The 17,181-nt window shown below is 69.7% G+C and carries 15 protein-coding genes and 1 pseudogene; 9 read left to right on the top strand and 7 right to left on the bottom strand.

Annotation, left to right across the window (positions count from 1 at the left end; all coding sequences use genetic code 11):
- Nucleotides 1–120 precede the first annotated feature (120 nt).
- Nucleotides 121–957 carry an undecaprenyl-diphosphate phosphatase gene (locus OHA03_RS39725; RefSeq protein ID WP_267008840.1) on the bottom strand — a complete coding sequence of 279 codons (837 nt, stop codon included), beginning with the start codon at nucleotides 955–957 and terminating at the stop codon, nucleotides 121–123.
- Between the two features lie 42 nt (nucleotides 958–999).
- The gene (locus tag OHA03_RS39720) at nucleotides 1,000–2,229 is read right to left on the bottom strand and encodes a glycosyltransferase family 4 protein (protein WP_267008839.1); all 1,230 of its coding nucleotides are present in this window, start codon (nucleotides 2,227–2,229) and stop codon (nucleotides 1,000–1,002) included.
- A 142-nt stretch (nucleotides 2,230–2,371) separates the two neighbouring features.
- Between OHA03_RS39720 and OHA03_RS39715 the strand changes: the two genes are divergently transcribed.
- Nucleotides 2,372–2,761, top strand: a complete 390-nt coding sequence (locus tag OHA03_RS39715; protein WP_267008838.1) for a BlaI/MecI/CopY family transcriptional regulator — start codon at nucleotides 2,372–2,374, stop codon at nucleotides 2,759–2,761.
- A 14-nt stretch (nucleotides 2,762–2,775) separates the two neighbouring features.
- Nucleotides 2,776–3,714, top strand: a complete 939-nt coding sequence (locus tag OHA03_RS39710; RefSeq protein WP_267008837.1) for a M56 family metallopeptidase — start codon at nucleotides 2,776–2,778, stop codon at nucleotides 3,712–3,714.
- A 209-nt stretch (nucleotides 3,715–3,923) separates the two neighbouring features.
- On the opposite strand, the gene OHA03_RS39705 is transcribed toward OHA03_RS39710, so the two are convergent.
- Nucleotides 3,924–5,321 carry an ATP-binding protein gene (locus OHA03_RS39705; protein WP_267008836.1) on the bottom strand — a complete coding sequence of 466 codons (1,398 nt, stop codon included), beginning with the start codon at nucleotides 5,319–5,321 and terminating at the stop codon, nucleotides 3,924–3,926.
- Nucleotides 5,318–5,989 (bottom strand): response regulator transcription factor, encoded by a 672-nt coding sequence (locus OHA03_RS39700; RefSeq protein ID WP_267008835.1) that lies wholly within the window; start codon nucleotides 5,987–5,989, stop codon nucleotides 5,318–5,320. The genes OHA03_RS39705 and OHA03_RS39700 overlap by 4 nt, the downstream gene beginning before the upstream one ends.
- Before the next feature lie 173 nt (nucleotides 5,990–6,162).
- Between OHA03_RS39700 and OHA03_RS39695 the strand changes: the two genes are divergently transcribed.
- Genes OHA03_RS39695 through OHA03_RS39675 form a run of 5 tightly spaced genes read left to right on the top strand, consistent with a single transcriptional unit; the run spans nucleotide 6,163 to nucleotide 9,527 of the window.
- Nucleotides 6,163–6,858: a DUF4956 domain-containing protein gene (locus tag OHA03_RS39695; RefSeq protein ID WP_267008834.1), complete on the top strand. Its 696-nt coding sequence runs from the start codon at nucleotides 6,163–6,165 to the stop codon at nucleotides 6,856–6,858.
- Nucleotides 6,855–7,730, top strand: a complete 876-nt coding sequence (locus OHA03_RS39690) for a VTC domain-containing protein (RefSeq protein ID WP_267008833.1) — start codon at nucleotides 6,855–6,857, stop codon at nucleotides 7,728–7,730. Before OHA03_RS39695 ends, OHA03_RS39690 begins: the two co-directional genes overlap by 4 nt.
- On the top strand, nucleotides 7,727–8,605 hold the full coding sequence (locus tag OHA03_RS39685) for a phosphatase PAP2 family protein (protein ID WP_267008832.1): 879 nt from the start codon (nucleotides 7,727–7,729) through the stop codon (nucleotides 8,603–8,605). The genes OHA03_RS39690 and OHA03_RS39685 overlap by 4 nt, the downstream gene beginning before the upstream one ends.
- An 8-nt stretch (nucleotides 8,606–8,613) precedes the next feature.
- Nucleotides 8,614–8,937 (top strand): hypothetical protein, encoded by a 324-nt coding sequence (locus OHA03_RS39680; RefSeq protein ID WP_323181367.1) that lies wholly within the window; start codon nucleotides 8,614–8,616, stop codon nucleotides 8,935–8,937.
- A gap of 20 nt (nucleotides 8,938–8,957) precedes the next feature.
- Entirely contained in the window at nucleotides 8,958–9,527 is a 570-nt protein-coding gene (locus tag OHA03_RS39675) for a Chromate resistance protein ChrB (RefSeq protein ID WP_267008831.1), read from the top strand.
- On the opposite strand, the gene OHA03_RS39670 is transcribed toward OHA03_RS39675, so the two are convergent.
- Nucleotides 9,511–11,139: a transposase gene (locus tag OHA03_RS39670; protein ID WP_267009637.1), complete on the bottom strand. Its 1,629-nt coding sequence runs from the start codon at nucleotides 11,137–11,139 to the stop codon at nucleotides 9,511–9,513. The genes OHA03_RS39675 and OHA03_RS39670 overlap by 17 nt on opposite strands.
- A gap of 188 nt (nucleotides 11,140–11,327) precedes the next feature.
- Between OHA03_RS39670 and OHA03_RS39665 the strand changes: the two genes are divergently transcribed.
- Nucleotides 11,328–12,518 carry an MFS transporter gene (locus OHA03_RS39665; RefSeq protein ID WP_267008830.1) on the top strand — a complete coding sequence of 397 codons (1,191 nt, stop codon included), beginning with the start codon at nucleotides 11,328–11,330 and terminating at the stop codon, nucleotides 12,516–12,518.
- Between the two features lie 317 nt (nucleotides 12,519–12,835).
- On the opposite strand, the gene OHA03_RS39660 is transcribed toward OHA03_RS39665, so the two are convergent.
- Together OHA03_RS39660 and OHA03_RS39655 are read right to left on the bottom strand one after the other, a co-directional pair.
- Complete coding sequence (locus OHA03_RS39660; RefSeq protein ID WP_267008829.1) at nucleotides 12,836–13,051, bottom strand: DUF6243 family protein; 216 nt, start codon at nucleotides 13,049–13,051, stop codon at nucleotides 12,836–12,838.
- Nucleotides 13,052–13,973: 922 nt separating this feature from the next.
- A complete protein-coding gene (locus tag OHA03_RS39655) occupies nucleotides 13,974–15,014 on the bottom strand; it encodes an SDR family NAD(P)-dependent oxidoreductase (protein ID WP_267008828.1) in 1,041 nt (346 codons plus the stop codon).
- Between the two features lie 269 nt (nucleotides 15,015–15,283).
- Here OHA03_RS39655 and OHA03_RS39650 point away from each other — a divergent pair.
- Nucleotides 15,284–16,906 (top strand): annotated as a pseudogene (locus OHA03_RS39650) (MFS transporter); the annotation flags it as partial.
- Nucleotides 16,907–17,181: the final 275 nt, after the last annotated feature.

Genomic DNA, 17,181 nt, shown 5'->3' with positions numbered 1-17,181 from the left:
GGTGTCCTCCGGGTCGTGGCCCCCCGTGGTCCAGTTTCAGGAACTGGGGGCGGTACGTGTGTGGGGCGGCGGTGTCCGGCGTGGCGCTCGGGCGCGCGCCCCACACGCTTCGGCCGACGGTCACGCGTGGAGCGCTCCGGTCCCGAGCAGCGCGAGGAGCAGAACGCCGACGATGATGCGGTAGACAACGAAGGCGTTGAAGGAGTGTCGGGCGACGAATTTGAGGAGCCAGGAGATGGAGGCGTAGGCGACGGCGAAGGAGACGGCCGTCCCGACGACGAGGGGTGCGGCGCCCACTCCGGCGCCGACTGCGTCCTTGAGTTCGTACAGGCCCGCGCCCGTCAGGGCGGGGATGCCAAGGAAGAAGGAGAGTCGCGTCGCGGCGACCCGGTCCAGGTCGAGGATCAGCGCGGTGGACATGGTTGCCCCCGAGCGGGAGAAGCCGGGGAAGAGCAGCGCCAGGATCTGCGAACTGCCCACCAGCATGGCGTCCTTGAACGTGGTGTCGTCCTCACCGCGCTTGTGGCGTCCCATCTGGTCGGCCGCCCACATCACCCCGCTGCCGACGATCAGCGATCCCGCCACGACCCACAGGGACGCGAGTGGCCCCTCCACCAGCGGTTTCGCCGCGAGTCCGACGATCACGATCGGGATGGTGGCGTAGATGACCCACCACGCGAATTTGTAGTCGTGGTGGTACCGCTCACGCTTGTCGGTCAGCCCTCGGCCCCATGCGCTCACGATGCGCACGATGTCTTTGAAGAAGTAGACGAGTACTGCGGCGATGGCGCCGACCTGGATGACGGCGGTGAAGCCGACGACGGAGGTGTCGTCGACGGGGATGCCCATCAGCCCTTCAGTGATCTTGAGGTGGCCGGTGGAGGAGACCGGGAGGAATTCGGTGATTCCTTCCACGACTCCGAGTACGGCGGCCTGGCCGATGCCTATGACGCTCATGGGTTCCGTCTCTGGGTGCGGCGGATGGGGCGGGGGTGTTGCTCAGGGGTGGCGGGGTTGGCGCAGGCGGCGCATGGACCGGCCGATGCGTGCGCGCCACCTGCCGCGTCCGCGCTGCCAGGCGCGGGAGCGGCGGGTCGCGCCGAGCTCGGTGAACAGTGCGTCGTAGGTCGCGGCGATGGGCGCGGGGTCGAAGCGCTTGGAGGCTCTCCGAGCGGCGTCTCCCATGCGGCGGCGGGCGCCTTCGTCGTCGATGAGGTCGAGCAGCGCCGCGGCGAGCGCCGGGGCGTCGCCGACCGGGACCAGGAGGCCATCGACGCCGTCGTGGATGATTTCGGCGGGGCCGAGCGGGCAGTTGGTGCTGACCACGGGGACTCCGCAGCGCATTGCCTCGACCAGGGTCATGCCGAAAGACTCGGCGTCGGAGGCGCTCGCCACGATGGATGCCTGGGCGAACTCGGCCTCGATGTGTGCGGTCGCGCCCATCAGGCTTGCCCGCCCGGCCAGGCCGCGGTCGTCGATGAGGTCCTGAAGCCGGTCCTTGTCGGTGCCGGTGCCGTAGATGCGCAGGGACCAGTCGGGGCGCTCGGCCGCGACCTTGGCAAAGGCCTCGATGAGCAGGTCGAACCGCTTGGCGCGGACCAGGCGTCCGGCCGCGGCGATGACCTGGGTGCTGCCGCCGGTGGGCGGCACGTGGGGTTGGGGCACGCTGTTGGCAATGTTCTGGATGTGCACGCCGGGCAGGCGCATCCTGGTCCGGTAGGCGGTGGCGTCCGCTTCGGTGGTGGTGATCACGGCGTCCAGGCCGCGATAGTGCCGGGCGAGTTGGCTGCGCAGGCGTGTGCTGTGCGTGTCGTGGGTGAGGTGTTCCTGGGCGATGCGCAGCGCGTGGCGGGGTGCGAAGCGCGCCAGGTAGACATTGATGCCAGGGCGGGTTCCGATGATCACGTCGGCGTCGCAGGTGCGCAGGTACTCCTCAGCCCGCAGGTCGGTGAGGCGGCTGTATTGCTTGTGGCGCTTTTCCGCTGAGGGGAAGGACTCTGCTGGCTGGTGCAGCCGCGGGTCGGCCGTGTCGGCGGCGTCCTTGCGCAGGTCGACGAGCGGCACCAGGGTCATCCGCTCATCGATGGTGAACCGGGGGCTGGTCCGGTGGCGCAGCATCGAGACGATCGTCACCTCATGGCGGTCGGCGAGGGCCGAGGCAAGATTGAGCGTGGTGCGGATGGTGCCGCCGATGCCGTAAACGTTGTGGATCAGGAAAGCGATCTTCACTCGGCAGGGCCCCTTTCGTGGCCTGGACCGTTGCGCTTCGCGTGGGGGCGCATGGCACACTCGGAACACAACAACGTCTACACGGCTGTAGACGCTGAAGTTTTACACGACTGTAGAAGACGATTGAGGGAACGCAAAACCCATGACTGCTGACGCCCGGGGACGGCCTCCCAAGCGGGCCAACGGTGAGCGGGGCGCCGAGGTCCTTGCCGTGCTGCAGCAGGCGGGCGAACCGCTGATCCCCGGTGAAGTCGCCGAGCGCCTTGGTGGCGAGCTGACCTACAGCACGGTGGTGACAATCCTCACGCGCATGTATGCCAAGGAGCTGCTCACCCGCACCTCACGCGGGAGGGCCTTTGCGTATGCACCGGTCACCGACGAGGACGGATTCGCCGCCCGCCGTATGCGCGGTGTTCTCGACGAGCGGCTAGACCGCGAGGCCGTTCTGAGCCGTTTCATCGACGAGCTCTCCAGTACAGACGAGGAACTGCTGCGCCAGCTCCTTGACCCCAACACCGGCCCCGGTCGGTAGGAGCCCGGTCGCGCATGCGTATCGCCGTCTATCTCCCGCTGTTGCTACCCCTGCTCGCCCCGCTCGGCGCTCGGCAGCTCACCCAGCGCTGCGAACCCCGCCTGGCCACCTGGCTGCTGACCGCCGCCTCGGTGGGACTCGGCGCGGCCAGCACACTCTCACTGGCCCTGCTCGCGGCCACCGCAGCGATCCGCATCCCACTGCTTGCCGCCCTCGGTGACTGGTCGGCGAACCGCGCGCAGAGCCAAGACCCCACCGAACTGTCCGTAGCACTGATCGCCGGGCTGCTGCTCGGCGGCGCCGTGCTCGCCGCGGCCCGGATGCTCTGGCGCCGCGCCCGCTCCCTCGCGGCGGCCGCCATCGACGCGGCGTGCATGCCCGCGCGCGACGGCCTGGTCGTGCTCGAGGACGAGGCCCCCGACGCCTTCGCGCTGCCGGGCCTGCCCGGCCGCGTCATCGTCTCCACCGGCATGCTCGACACCCTCGACCAGGCGGAGCACTCCATCCTGCTCGCCCACGAGCGGGCCCACCTAGCTGCGTACCACTACCTATTCGTCGCCCTCGCCCAGCTGGGCGCCACCGCCAACCCACTACTCGGCCCGCTGGCCGCCGCGGTCACCTACACCATCGAGCGCTGGGCCGACGAAAACGCGGCCGACGCCACCGGCGACCGCACCCGCGTCGCCCGCACCGTCGGCAAGGCCGCGCTGGCCGCCCGGCACACCCTCGCCCGCACCCCCGGCGCGGCCCTCGGCATTCTCGGCCGCAACAAGGGACCGCTGGCTGGAGCCGGCCCGGTGCCGCGCCGCGTCGCGGCCCTCCTCGCCCCGCCGCTCACCCTGCACCGCGGACTCACCCTCGCCACCGTCGCGGTCCTCGCCGTCGCCGCATGGTCCAGCGCCGAAGCCGCCCACGACCTCCACCTCCTTCTGCACGCCGCCGGCGCCGCATAGCCACACGGGCATCTAGAAGGACTGGCCCGTCGGCACCGGGCCCCGCACGCGCTAACCAGTCACTCATGATCCGGCCGTCGCCCAGCCAGACCCTGGCCACGGACACCGCGAGCGGCACGCTCGGCTGCCGGAGGGCCGATGCCACACTGTGTACGAGGCCTTCATGGCCTGCCTCTCCTCCCGATGCCACCTGGCGTCATGGACCCCGGTCAGCAGGGGATATCGACGCTGACGGTGGCGCCCTGTCCGGTGTTCTCGGCGCGCGCGGTGCCGCCGTGAGAGGCGGCTACCGCGGCGACGAAGGCGAGACCGAGGCCCGAGCCGGGGCTGGTGCGGCTGGCCTCGGCGCACGCGAAGCGGTCGAAGGCCTTGGGCAGGAAGTCGGCCGGGAAGCCGGGTCCCTCGTCGGTGACGGTCAGGCGCAAGCGCCCGTTGGCAGTTGCGGTGACGTGGATGTCGCCGTGGCTGTGGCGCAGGGCGTTGTCGATGAGGTTGCCGATGGCCGGGTGGATCCAGTTGGCATCCACGTCGACGGTGCCGGGAGCCACGTCGACGCTGATGCTGCGGTGCTCCCGCGCAGCGACTGCGCGGTAGGGATCGACCGCGGAGGCAACCAGCTCGGGCAGGTCGATCGGGGAGCGGGCGAGATGGTCGGTACCGCCGAGCTGCTCCAGGTCCAGCAGGGCGTTGGTCAGGTCGATGAGGCGCTGGACCTCGCTGTCCACCGAGCGGAGGGTTTCGGTGAGTTCGGCGGCAGGGCGCGGCCGGTGCAGGGCGACATCGAGTTCGGCGCGCAGCAGGGACAGCGGGGTGCGCAGTTCGTGGCTGGCGTCCGCGAGGAAGCGGCGCTCGCGTTCTGCAGCGGCTTCGAGGCGCTCGAGCATCTCGTTGAGGGTGTGGCCGAGCCGGGTGAGCTCGTCGTCGCGGTCCTCGGGAACGGGCAGCCGTACTCCGGAGGTGCCGTCGGCCAGGCTCGCGGCGCGGCGGCGGTAGCGCTCCACCGGATCCAGAGCGGCGCGGGCGGTGCGGTAGCCGACGTAGGAGGCGGCGACCAGGGTGAGTCCCATGGCGATGGCGAGCTGGGCGAGCAGTTCACGCAGGGCCTCGTCGCGGTGACCGCGGCGCACGGCCGCGACCGCGATCACGGTGCGGTCGGGCAGTCGGACCCGCTGGGCCTTGAGCCGCAGCGTGTGCGGGTCGAGTGAGGCCAGGCCTCCGATGTCGCGGCGGATGGTTGCACCACCGGCGACCGAGGTGATGTCCGCGCTCCTCAGTAGGTGCTGGGTCCGTACGAGGTCGCTGGCCTCGGTGATCCGTCCCTGGGGGGTGAGGATCTGGTAGGCGCTGCCGTCCGGACCGCTCAGCCGGCGGCCGGCAAGCAGGTCGCCCCGCAGGTCGTGGGAGTAGGTGGCCAGGTCCGCGTCGAGCTGTTCGTCCAGGGCCTGCTGAACCTGCCAGTACACCAGGCCGGCCGCTCCACTCAGGACCAGGGACATGGTGACGGCAACGGCGAGGACCAGGCGCAGCACGATGGGTAGGCGGTGCCAGCGGCCCAGCCCCCGAGGGTGGCCGACGGTCTTGGCCGCCCGCTCCGCCGTCGGTGTCATATCTGTGTCTCCAGGCGGTAGCCCGTGCCGCGCAGGGTGGTGATGCTGTTGCGGCCGAAGGGCTTGTCGATCTTTGCGCGGAGCTTGGAGATGTGGACGTCGACGGAGTTGCTGTTCAGGTCCGCCTCGCCGTCCCACGCCTCCTCAAGCAGGCGTGTCCGGCTGACCACCCACCCGGGGTTCTCCATGAGGATCTTCAGGACGGCGAACTCGCGCCGGGACAGGTCCAGTTCGGCCCCAGCCCGCCAGGCGCGCTGCTCGTCGGGGTCGAGGACCAGGTCGCCGACCTCGAGGCGGGTACTGAGGGCGGGCCGGCGGCGGGCAACCGCGCGCAGCCGGGCGCTGAGCTCCTCCATGGCGAAGGGCTTGACCAGGTAGTCGTCAGCGCCGGCGTCCAGTCCCGCGACACGCTCCTCGACCGCGCTGCGGGCGGTCAGAAGCACAACGGGAACGTCGTTGGCCTCCCGGCGCAGGGTGCGGCACGCCTCCATGCCATTCATGCCCGGCAGCATCACGTCCATGATCACGGCGTCCACGCGCGGATCGCGGGCGGCCTCGAGCCCGCTCGGCCCGTCGTGACGAGCCTCAGCGGTATGCCCGGATTCGCCCAGGTATTGAATGATCAGGCCGGCGAGCCGGACCTCGTCCTCGACGACCAGAATGTGCACCCCGGAAGGGTAACTCTGCGCGTGAGCGGCGCCGTGCACCCCGTACTCCTGCGAGGAACGGGCAAGTCTTCATGGTCTGTTAATGCGACTTCCCTAGCGTGCGTCACCTTGCGGCAGCACCAACCCCTGACCGCCACAGGCCGCGGCCGCTGCCGCTGCCAGGAACGGAGACCATGACCATGCATCCCCCAATATCCCTGCTCGCCGACAAGTCGCTCGCCTCGGCACTGACCGTGGGAGATCTGACGGCCCGCGCCGGCCTGGACGTCCTGGCGATCCTGGTGCTGGTCGGCTGGCTGTACCGGCGCCGGCGCAGTGTGGCGGAGATGCCGCTCGCCCTGACCGCGCTCAATCTGGGACTGTTCGCCGCGATGACCGCGATCAGCGCGGGCAAGTTCCCTGCCGGTGTCGGATTCGGCCTGTTCGGCATCCTTTCCCTGGTCCGGCTGCGTAGCGCCGCCTTCACAGTCAGGGATGTCGCGTACGCCTTCATCGCGCTGGTCATCGCGCTGAGCAACGGCCTGCCGCAGCGCGAGACATGGATGATCATAGCCATCGACATGCTGCTGCTCGCCGCGGTGCTGCTGGTCGACGACCCGTCCACGTACCGGCCCACCCGCACCATGAAGGTGACCCTCGACCGGATCTACCCTGACGCCGCCGACCTGCGCACCGATCTGACCGCCCGGCTCGGCACCGCACCCCTCGCCGTCGAGGTCGACGAGATCGACTACGTACGGGAGACGACCCGCGTCTCCGCCCGCTACGCCGTGGAGGAGAGCGAGCAGATCTTCCTCCCCGGCCAGCGGGATCCACAGGACTCCTCGCCGCTTGCCGCCGGCCTTCCCGCTGCGGAGAAGCCGCTGTGAGCGTCACCTCAGCCCTGTCGGCCGGCCAGGAGGCGAAGGCCGGAGCAGGTGAGAGGCTGGCGCGGCTGCTGCGGCTGGACGAGCTGCACGGGGTCCCGCTCGCCAAGGTGGACGCCGTGGCCGCACTCCAGCACCGGGTGGACCGCAAGTATCTGATACCGGTCTCGTCGGCGGCCCGGCTGGTGGAGCAGCTGGCCGGCACCCATCACGTCCTGGACATTCGCGGGCGCCGCACCACCGAGTACCGCAGCACCTATTTCGACACCGCTCACCTGGCCGCCTGGCGCGCGCACAATCAGGGGCGCCGCCGCCGGTGGAAGGTGCGCACCCGGCTGTATGCGGAGGACGGGATCTGCCGGATGGAGGTCAAGACCAAGGACGGCCGTGGCGCCACCGTCAAGCACGCCCACCGCATCGAGGCGGATGCCTACGGCGGCCTGGAGGCCGGCACCGAGGCCGCCGCCTTCGTCGACAGGGTTCTCGAGGCTGCCGGGGTCGATGTCAGGGCCGCCGATCTCGCGGCAGCCGGCGAGGTCTGCTATCGGCGGGCCGCCCTCGCCGACCTCGAAGCCGGCACCCGTCTCACCCTGGACGGCCTCCTCGCCTGCCACCGCGACGGCCGAACGGCCGCGCTGGATGACGGATACGTCCTGGTGGAGACCAAGGGCGCGGCCCGGCCCGCCCCCGCCGATCGGGGCCTGCTCGCGCTGGGTGCCCGCCCGGTGCCCATCAGCAAATACGTCATCGGGCTCTCGCTGCTCGTGCCGAATCTGCCCGACAACAACATGCGCCGCCTCGCCCGCACCCGCTTCCGCACGGGCCCGCGCTCCGAGACACCCGCCGCCCGTCCCGAAAGGACCCTCCCCGCATGAACCGCCTCCGTTCCATCAAGTGGCAGTACGCCGTGATCGCGATCGTCGCGGCGGCCGCCGCGGTCTTCGGCCTGGTGCACACCACCGCCACCACTCCCGCGGCAGCGACCACCGCGTCGAAGAAGAAGCCCGGAGCAACCGACCGGATCAAGAGCGACCCGCCGCCCGCACTCTTCGCCGACGCCGATGTCGCCACGCTCGCCGAACAGCAGACCGCGCAGAAGCACACCGCGGACACCCTGTTTGCCAAGTGGAAGGCAGCACACGGCTCCGCGCGGGACGACAAGGCCTTCACCGCCTGGGTCGTCGAGCAGGTACCCGCGCCGCCCGCCAAGGCCGCCCGCACCGCCGAACTGCACCAGGTGCAGCAGCTCGCCAAGACCCGTACCGCCGCCGGCAAGAAAGCCGCGACCTGGCTCGAAGTCCACGGCAAGAGCGACATCTGGAAGCTCTACGCACACGACCAGCGCGAACTGCTCCCCCAAGACCAGGGAGCCGCAGAAAAGATCCAGCTCAAGAGCGCCCTGAAGCTGTCCAAGGCGATCACCGAGAAGGTCGCCGCCCGCGACAAGCAGCCCGCCCCCTACGCCCTCGACCCGTTGCTGCGCCCCGACAAGCACGTCACCGCCGGGCAGAAGGGCCCCTACTCCTATCCCTCCCGGCACGCGGCCAAGGCCGCTGCCGCCGTCACCCTCCTCGGCGACTGGGCCCCGCACCGCGCCGAGGACTACCGCGCGATGGCCGCCCAGGTCGTGTACTCCCGCATCTATATGGCCGGTCACGTGCCCAGCGACATCACGGCCGGCACCCTGGTCGGCGACCTCATCGGCGACTACTTCGCCAACGCCGCTTCCACACCCGGCGCGAGCAAGTAGCCGCACCGATGAGCCCGGTGGTGCCGATCCGGCCGCGCCCCCGCCCCACCCGGGCAGGCGTCGCGGCCGGAAGTGCCCTTCCTCTGAGGGTGCTCGCACTCGCCTTCGCCCTGGCTCAACCGCTCTTCGTCGTCCCCGGGTTGAACCTCAGCTGGGACGAGTCGGTGTACGCCAGCCAGGTCACCCCGCACATCCCGTCCGCGTACTTCAGCGCGCCACGCGCCCGCGGCGTGCCCGCCCCGCTCGCGTACTCCCACCGGCTGCCCGGCCCGCGCATCCACCACGGCTACCGCGTCCACCTCTCACCCATCCAGTCACAGAAGAAGAAGTAACGCCTGCTACATTCCATGGCGTGGCTACTGACAATCGCAGGGTGCGCTGGCTGGTGCTCGTGATCAGGCTGGCCGCCGAGCCGTCCCGCCACCGGGTGGCCGTGTGGCGGGAGCTCCGCAAAGTCGGCGCCCTCTCCCTGGGCCAGGGAATCTGGGCCGTACCCGATGTCCCGGCCTTCGCCGACGGGGTCCGGCGCGCCATCGCACTGACCGAGCGGGCCGAAGGCGAGGCCGTGGCCCTGGAAGCGGTGGGGCGCGAACCCGCTGACGCGGCCCGATTCGAGGCGATGTTCGCGGCGGCACGGCAGGAGGACTGGGCCGAGTTCCTGGTCGATTGCGGCAAATACGAAGCGGAGCTGGCCAAGGAGATCCGCCAGGCCAAATTCACCCTGGCCGAGCTGGAGGAAGAGGAACAGAGCCTGGAGCGGCTACGGCGCCGGCACCGCGACCTCATGACACGGGACGTCTTCGGCGCCCCGGAGGCCGCCGAGGCCGGCGAACGGCTGCGGCAGTGCGCGGCGGCCTGCGAAGACTACGCGGAACGCGTCTTCCGCGTCGTGCACGAGACCGTTCCTAACCAGTGTGCGTGAGTGAGTCTTGGACCCACTGCTGCGTGCTGGGCGCATCCCGAACGGTGTTGGATGCGCTGGGTTCCCGCTTTCGCTTCCCGCTCGGCGCTGGCCCTCCAGGGGGCCGGTCCGTGGTGGGTGGGCGGGTTCCCTCACGCTCTCGGGTGCCTGGTCCGGCCTGGGCGGTCCGATGCCCCGCACGATCACTCCGGTCGTGTGGGGGCGGTGCCGTCCGACGCCGGATCGGGTGTCCAAGGGCGCGTCTCCCGATCGCGATACCCGCGGCATCGTGACGGGACATCTTTCGGTGTGGAGTGGTCAGTGGTTTCTGCCAGTGCTGGGCACCCCACAGGCTGGTGTAGGCGGGGTCCACCGCGACAATGCTCAGGCCCTGTTCGGCGGCCATCGACACCAGCCTGGCCTGCAGCTTCCCGGTCGGCATGCCGGAGATGAGCTGCCTGAACCGCTTGCGGCGGCCGTGCTTCTCGCGGGTCTTCTCAGGCGTGAAGTCGAGGTCTTCGATGCCGATCGCGGCGACACCGGCACGCACCGCCCAGTTGATCAGACGGGTCAGGGCGTGGCGGATCTGTGCGTCTCGGTGGTCGGCCGAACCGGACAGGTCGTAGCCGAAGCGGTGCGGGTCACCTATGGGGTTGCCGTGCCGGTCGAGCCGGTAGGCGGCGAAGTGGTCGGCGTTGGTGTCGACGCCGACCATGCCCCGGGCACGGGCGGTCTCCAACGCGATGGTCTGCACGGCGGGGCGTTGCCAGGATGCGGTGAGGTACCAGCGGCCCCGGCCCGTATCGAGATGGATGCGGTAGGCCACGGCCCGGTTGGCTTCGATGCGGTCGGCCCACTCCGCACCCCGATGCGCGAACCCGATGCGAGCGGTGAGGACGTACCGGCCGTGCCGGGCGTTGGCCAGGTGCGCGAGCGGAACGGGCAGCTTGATGGACACTTCGCCGTCCGGGGTGACGCGGATCGTCTCGTTCCCGAGCCGCTTCCCCGACTCACCATCGGCAGCGAGAAACCAGCGCTCCGCCTCCCACCCTTTCCGCCACTGCTCCTCGGTGAGACGGGCCTCGGTGAGGTGATGACGGGTGTTCAGGAGACGCTTGCCACCCCGCACCACCCGCACCCGCCCGGCCCGCCAGTCGGCGACAGCCACCGTGTGCCGGTCTTCCAGTGCCGCGAGGCGGCGGGACTTGCGGAACCACTCGTTCTTCGACCGGTAGCCACCCGCAGCGCGCTTGGTGCCCTTCTCCCCGAGCGGGAGGGACAGCCGGTGCCGCAACGTCCTGATCCCGGCCGCCAGGTTCTGGATATGCGCCGCGTGGCAACGGCGGGCCAGCGCCCACTGATCGTGCGTGGCCTTGGTGATCGCTCCGGCGATCCGCGACGACGACTCCTTCGTCAGCTCCCGCTTACGCGCCGCCCAGGTGTCCGCACCGTGCTCCAGACCATCCGCACAGCGGGCCTTGAGATCACCGGACGCAAGCGCACCCTGATGCGCACCGACCGCACGCAGCACTTTCTCGTCCTGGGCGGTGAGGTGCTTGAGACGGTCCCGGACCGCCACCCCGCACGGTCCGGGCACCACGAACGAGGCCGCCAGTTCCCGCAAGCCGCCCACCACATCACCCCCTCCCAGGCCGTACACCTGTCACCCAGCCCAACGAGCACCAGCCACCAAGGTCACCCATTCGACCCTGCAACTCCCGTTCCCACCCCACCAAGCCACCCACAGGACTCACTCCCGCTCACTACAACTCACTCCAGCTCAGCAAACCGACAGCAGCTCACAACCCCTTAGGACAGCCGATGACCACCCGGCCCGCACCGCGGCGGCAGATGTGGCCCCTGTACGCGGCAGCCTTCACCACCGCCTTCGGCGCACACGGCGTCGCGGCCAGCCTCGGCGCCCTCTCCGGCGACGCGGTCACCTCACTCATGGTGCTCGGCGGACTGCTCGCGCTCTACGACGGGGCGGAGGTACTCCTCAAGCCGGTCTTCGGCACCCTCGCCGACCGCATCGGAGCCCGCCCCGTCCTCCTCGGTGGACTGGCCGCCTTCGTGGCGGCCTCCGCCGTCTATGCGGTGGCGGACAGCCCCGGCTGGCTATGGGCGGCCCGCCTGGGCCAGGGCTCAGCCGCCTCAGCGTTCTCCCCCTCAGCCTCCGCGCTCGTCGCCCGGCTCAACCCGGCCGCCAAGCACGGCCGCGCGTTCGGCAGTTACGGGTTCTACAAGTCCATCGGCTACACCCTGGGCCCACTGCTCGGCGGCGTACTGGTGTGGGCGGGCGGGATGCGACTCCTGTTCACCGTCCTCGCTCTGCTCGCCGCAGGCGTGGCGGCGTGGGCCGCCCTGGTCGTCCCGCACGTACCACCGCTCCCGCGCGCGAGGCAGACCGTCGCGGACTTGGCCAGGCGCCTCACCGACCCCGGCTTCCTACGGCCGACCGCCGCCCTCGCAGGCGCCACCGCCGCGCTCTCCGTCGGCGTCGGCTTCCTTCCCGTCTCCGGCGCGGCAGCCGGGCTCGGCACTGTGTCCACCGGCGCGGCCGTCTCGGTCCTCGCCGCATGCGCCGCAATCGTCCAGCCCAGGACCGGACGAGCCCTGGACGCCGGCCGCCTCACCGCACGCACCGGCATCGGAATCGGCCTGCTCACCACATCAGCAGGACTGGCCTGCGCAATGCTGCCCGGGCTGACCGGCGTGCTGCTCGCCGCAGGACTGATCGGTATCGGTACCGGCCTCATCACACCCCTCGGCTTCGCCACCCTGGCCACCTGCACACCCCCCGAACGCCTGGGCCAGACCATGGGATCAGCCGAACTCGGACGTGAACTCGGCGACGCCGGCGGCCCCTTGCTCGTCGCCTCAATTGCCACCCTGGCCACGCTCACCTACGGTTACGCCGCACTCGCCCTGTTCCTGGCCGCAGGCCCGATGACCCTGCTGATCTCCCGCCGCCGAATGCCACCCGCACCGATCGGCACGCCACACACGTAACCATGGGAGACGGGCGCCGCAGCACTCTGTCGGAGGTGCGGCGCGGCTCCTGACCGCGTTCGCAGCACAAGATGAGGCGCGCGCCTGAGCTGTGATTCGAAGAGCTGCTGGTGCAGCTCGGGGTGGTGGCGGTGACGGGGCTGCCGAATCTGCGGCTGCCCCGGGTGGTCAGCTGAGACGCGGGTGGTCGGCCGCGCACTGAGCGGGACCGGCCGCGCCCGGTACGGCAGCAGAGCCCCGATACGTCAGCAGGGCCCGGACCGCGCGTCGCGGTCCGGGCCCTGCCCCGTGCGGTGCCGCCCTGCGGCGGCGGTGCGTCAGCTCTCTGCGGTGTCGTCGCCCGCCTGCCCGGCGCCTTCAGCTGCGCGTGCCTTCTCGCGCATCTTGCGCACCAGCTCCGCCTTCCGGTCGGCTGCACCCTGGCGGTCGAGGTTGCGGTGCGGACCGTTGTTCTGCCGTTCGGCGCGGGACAGCTTCTTGCGCTGGCCGCCGCCCTGGCCCACGGGGTTGTTGATGTTCTTGCTGTCGGTCACGGGTTCTCCCGGTAATGATGTGAAGTGATCTACGGATTCATCGGTGGGGGACGGGCGGCGACGTCGAAGGACGTCAGCAGGTGCCCATCACGCCCTCACTCGTAAATCGGCATCTGGAAGAACATGACAAAGACGTTACCCGGTTCCGTCGGCCCCGCACACCAACCTTTTCGGTTCCCCGGCGTCGGCCGGGCCTTCGGCGAGCGCCCGGGGTCAGCCGTTTCCTTCCGGGGGTCTCAGCACCGCCAGCACCCGCCGGTGGTCGCTGCCCGCCCGGGGCAGGTCCGGATGGGCGTTCCTGGGCCGCCGCGGGCGTACTCAGTGGTCGCGAGCACACTGACGGCATGAGAGATCATCTCACTTGCGCCCCGCCGTTACGGAACACCCTTTAACCGGCGGGGCCGCACCAAGTGAGGTGCAATTCACGCCCGACGACGGGAGCTGAGCGCTGTAGTTGGCCCGTGAGCGTCCTACTTGGGTCGGCTGAGCGTTCTGAGTGGCCCGTAGACGGGCCTCCCCTGGGCGTTGATCACTTTGCTGACAGGGGTGGTGGCATGCGGCAGGATGCGGACGCATGACTCTCTTGTCACGCATCACCATGCCGGGCCAGGTCCGGTCCGTGACTGCAGCGGGTCCAGGCGATTTCTTGATCGGCTCCCAGGGATACGGGGCATTCACAACGGGCCGCTATGGCCGGGATGGCGGCGAAGCGGCCCGGTGGGCCAGTCATGGAGCGATGCTCGTCAACGGACAGGGCACCATCTGCGGACCTGAGCTGGCTTGCGGCCCGGGCGTTCCGCGAGCGGGCGTCTGACCTGTAGCTCATTGCCATCCATGCGCAGGTCCACACGCTCGGCGTCGGCGAACACATTCTCCAGCCTCCGCTGCCGTACGGCAGCGGGCAGCCGATCGACCGCGTACGTCAGACGCTCTTGTGGAACCCGGCGTCGACGGCGAAGTCGGCACCGATCGTGCTGGCCGACCGCGGTGAAGCCAGGAGCAGGATGGCGTCAGCGACCTCCTGCGGGTCGATCAGACGGCCTGTCACCTGACCCATCATCTGCGGGGCTATGGTCTCCATGACGGTGTCACGGTCGGCACCGGCCATTCCGGCGATGACGTCCGCGGCTCCCCCTTTCTCGGTCCACCACGCGGTCCGCACAGCGCCCGGGGAAACCGTGTTGACCCGAATCCCCTGAGGTCCGAACTCCTCCGACAGCGCCTTGGTGAGATTGGACAGCCCGGCCTTGGCGGCTCCGTACTCGATGTTGACGCTCGCGGGCTGGCGGGCCATACCGGTGGAGACGTTGACGATGGAACCGCCACCGCGCTCGATCATCCGGGGAATGGCGGCGCGGGTCATACGGACGGTCGAGAACAGGTTGAACTCGAAGATGGCCTGCCACTCGGCGTCGTCACCGTCGAAGAATCCAGTGCGAGGCATGGTGATACCGGGGGGCCGGCCGCCCGCATTGTTCACCAGGATGTCAAGCGCACCGAAGTGCCCGACCGCGCGATCGACGATCCGGCCCGGTGCATCCGGGTCCATCAAGTCGGCCGACACATGGAGGAGCCCTACTCCCCCGAGGTCCTTCAGTTCCGGCGTCATCCGGCGAGAGACGGCCACCACTTTCGCGCCCTCTTCCAGCAGAGAACGGGTGACGGCCAGGCCGATTCCCTTGGACGCGCCGGTAACGATGGCGACTCGGTCCAGAAGCTTCAGATCCACGATTTTCCTTCTTTTGAAACCGGATTTCCATCCCGCACGACACAGAAAAATGTCCTGGTACTCACACTGTTCCGAGCGGGTTCGAGGACCATGGTGCTCCGTCTCCGAGGGCCGGGCTGGCGCGATTCCGACACCGAATTTTTGGGCAGTCCCAGGGGTCGGGCACGCGAAGCCGTGCGCTGCCGGCAGCGGGCGGACCTCCCGGATCGCTGCGGAGACGGTGGAGCGATCCACCCCGTACAGCTCTGCCGAGGCAACGTGGGGCAGTCCGAGCCGAGGGTGCACCAACGTGATCAGGTGCCGGACGATGAAGCCATCTCACGTCACGTGCCGACCCCACCTATTGCCATCGCCCCCAAGGTCGTTAGCTTGGGAAGGGGGAATTGATCCATTGCTCCTCGTCCGAGGACGTGCCCATGACTTCGAGGTCCGCCGGATCGTGTGCGGCGCGGGGGCAGGCCAGGGACGCCGCTGATACCGCCGACTCGCACTATTCGTGGGTCGTGCTGTCCAACACCACGCTGGGTGTTCTGATAGCCACGATCAACGCGTCGATCATGCTTATCGCGCTGCCGGACATCTTCCGTGGAATCGGGATCGATCCTCTGCAGCCGGGGAACACAAGTCTGCTGCTGTGGTTGATCACGGGGTATTTGGTGGTTACAGCGGTGCTCGTGGTCACCTTCGGCCGGATGGGCGACATGTACGGCCGGGTTCGCATGTACAACGCGGGATTCGCGGTTTTCACCGTGTTCTCGGTGTTGCTGTCGGTGACCTGGATGCATGGCACGGCGGGCGCACTGTGGCTGATCCTGATGCGCGTGGGCCAGGGTGTCGGCGGCGCGATGCTGATGGCCAATTCCAATGCGATCATCACTGACGCGTTCCCGCCCGACAGGCGCGGCCTGGCGTTGGGGCTGAACCAGGTAGCGGGCATCGCCGGCTCGTTCATGGGGCTGGTGCTCGGAGGGCTGCTCGCCCCGGTGGAGTGGCGCATGGTGTTCCTGGTGTCGGTGCCGATCGGGGTGTTCGGCACGTTCTGGTCGTATCGGAAACTGCACGACACCGGCATCCGGCGGCCCGCCCGGCTGGACTGGTGGGGCAATCTGACCTTCGCTGTCGGGCTGGTCGCGGTGCTGGCCGGCATCACCTACGGCATCCAGCCCTACCGCGGGCACACCATGGGCTGGACCAACCCGTGGGTGCTGTCCGCCCTGATCGGCGGCGTGGCCATGCTGGTGATCTTCGGCATCGTGGAGACCAGGGTCGCGGAGCCGATGTTCCGGATGAGCTTGTTCCGTATCCGTGCATTCACCGCCGGGAACCTCGCAAGCCTGCTGTCCGGGATGGGACGCGGCGGGCTGATGTTCGTCCTGATCATCTGGCTGCAGGGCATCTGGCTGCCCCGGCGTGGCTACGGCTTCACCGAGACCCCGCTATGGGCGGGCATCTACATGCTGCCGCTCACCGTCGGATTCCTGATCGCCGGGCCGATCTCAGGCTGGCTGTCCGACCGCTTCGGGGCGCGGCCGTTCGCCACCGGCGGCATGCTCGTCGCCGCCGGCAGCTTCGTGCTGCTGGCACTGCTGCCGGTCGATTTCCATTACGGGACCTTTGCCGCGATCCTCCTGCTCAACGGGATCGGGATGGGACTGTTCGCTTCCCCGAACCGGGCCGGGATCATGAACAGCCTGCCCGCGGACCAGCGCGGGGTCGGCGGCGGCATGAGCACCACCTTCCAGAACTCTGCGCTGGTGCTGTCGATCGGGGTGTTCTTCAGCCTGATCGTCCTCGGCCTGGCCGGCACACTGCCGCACGCCCTGTCCAGCGGCCTCGTCGCCCAGGGCGTCCCCGCCGGCGACGCGCACCGGCTGTCGGCACTGCCACCGGTCTCGGTGCTGTTCGCCTCGCTGCTGGGCTACAACCCGGTCCAGACACTGCTCGGCCCGAATGTGCTGGATCAGCTGCCGGCGAGCCACGCGGCCTACCTGACCGGCCGTGGCTTCTTCCCCGCGCTGATCTCCGGGCCGTTCGCGAACAGCCTGGACGCCGCGTTCATGTTCGCGATCGCCGCCTGCCTCGTCGCCGCTGTCGCCTCCTGGCTGCGCGGCGGCAAATACGTGCACACCGAAAGGCCGACCACCGTCGGCACCACGGACTATTCCTGCCCGGCACTCCGGGGCCCAGAGGCGGCACACCACGGCTCCCTGACACCGGACCGAGCGGCCGTCCCCGTGGGAAGCCACGGGCTCGCCTCGGGCGTCGCATGCTCCACCCCACCGACGGATCGAGCCAGTCGGCCCGGACGGCGCGAAGACCGACCTCACCTCACCAGGGACTCCCCCCTCGCGGCGTACGCGCTGATCGTCACGGCACATGGCTACCGCCCGGCCACGTACTC

Origin of the sequence: Streptomyces sp. NBC_00154 (genome assembly GCF_026342835.1) — a bacterium.
Classification (GTDB): domain Bacteria; phylum Actinomycetota; class Actinomycetes; order Streptomycetales; family Streptomycetaceae; genus Streptomyces.
The sequence above is the reverse complement of the archived record's forward strand: the minus strand, read 5'-3'. Positions and strand labels throughout refer to the sequence as shown.

Excerpts from the sequence above, each read along its gene's own strand:
- OHA03_RS39725 (WP_267008840.1), bottom strand. The coding sequence starts at position 957 with ATGAGCGTCATAGGCATCGGCCAGGCCGCCGTACTCGGAGTCGTGGAA.
- OHA03_RS39715 (WP_267008838.1), top strand. The coding sequence starts at position 2,372 with ATGACTGCTGACGCCCGGGGACGGCCTCCCAAGCGGGCCAACGGTGAG.
- OHA03_RS39710 (WP_267008837.1), top strand. The coding sequence starts at position 2,776 with ATGCGTATCGCCGTCTATCTCCCGCTGTTGCTACCCCTGCTCGCCCCG.
- OHA03_RS39705 (WP_267008836.1), bottom strand. The coding sequence starts at position 5,321 with ATGACACCGACGGCGGAGCGGGCGGCCAAGACCGTCGGCCACCCTCGG.
- OHA03_RS39695 (WP_267008834.1), top strand. The coding sequence starts at position 6,163 with ATGACCATGCATCCCCCAATATCCCTGCTCGCCGACAAGTCGCTCGCC.
- OHA03_RS39685 (WP_267008832.1), top strand. The coding sequence starts at position 7,727 with ATGAACCGCCTCCGTTCCATCAAGTGGCAGTACGCCGTGATCGCGATC.
- OHA03_RS39680 (WP_323181367.1), top strand. The coding sequence starts at position 8,614 with ATGAGCCCGGTGGTGCCGATCCGGCCGCGCCCCCGCCCCACCCGGGCA.
- OHA03_RS39665 (WP_267008830.1), top strand. The coding sequence starts at position 11,328 with ATGACCACCCGGCCCGCACCGCGGCGGCAGATGTGGCCCCTGTACGCG.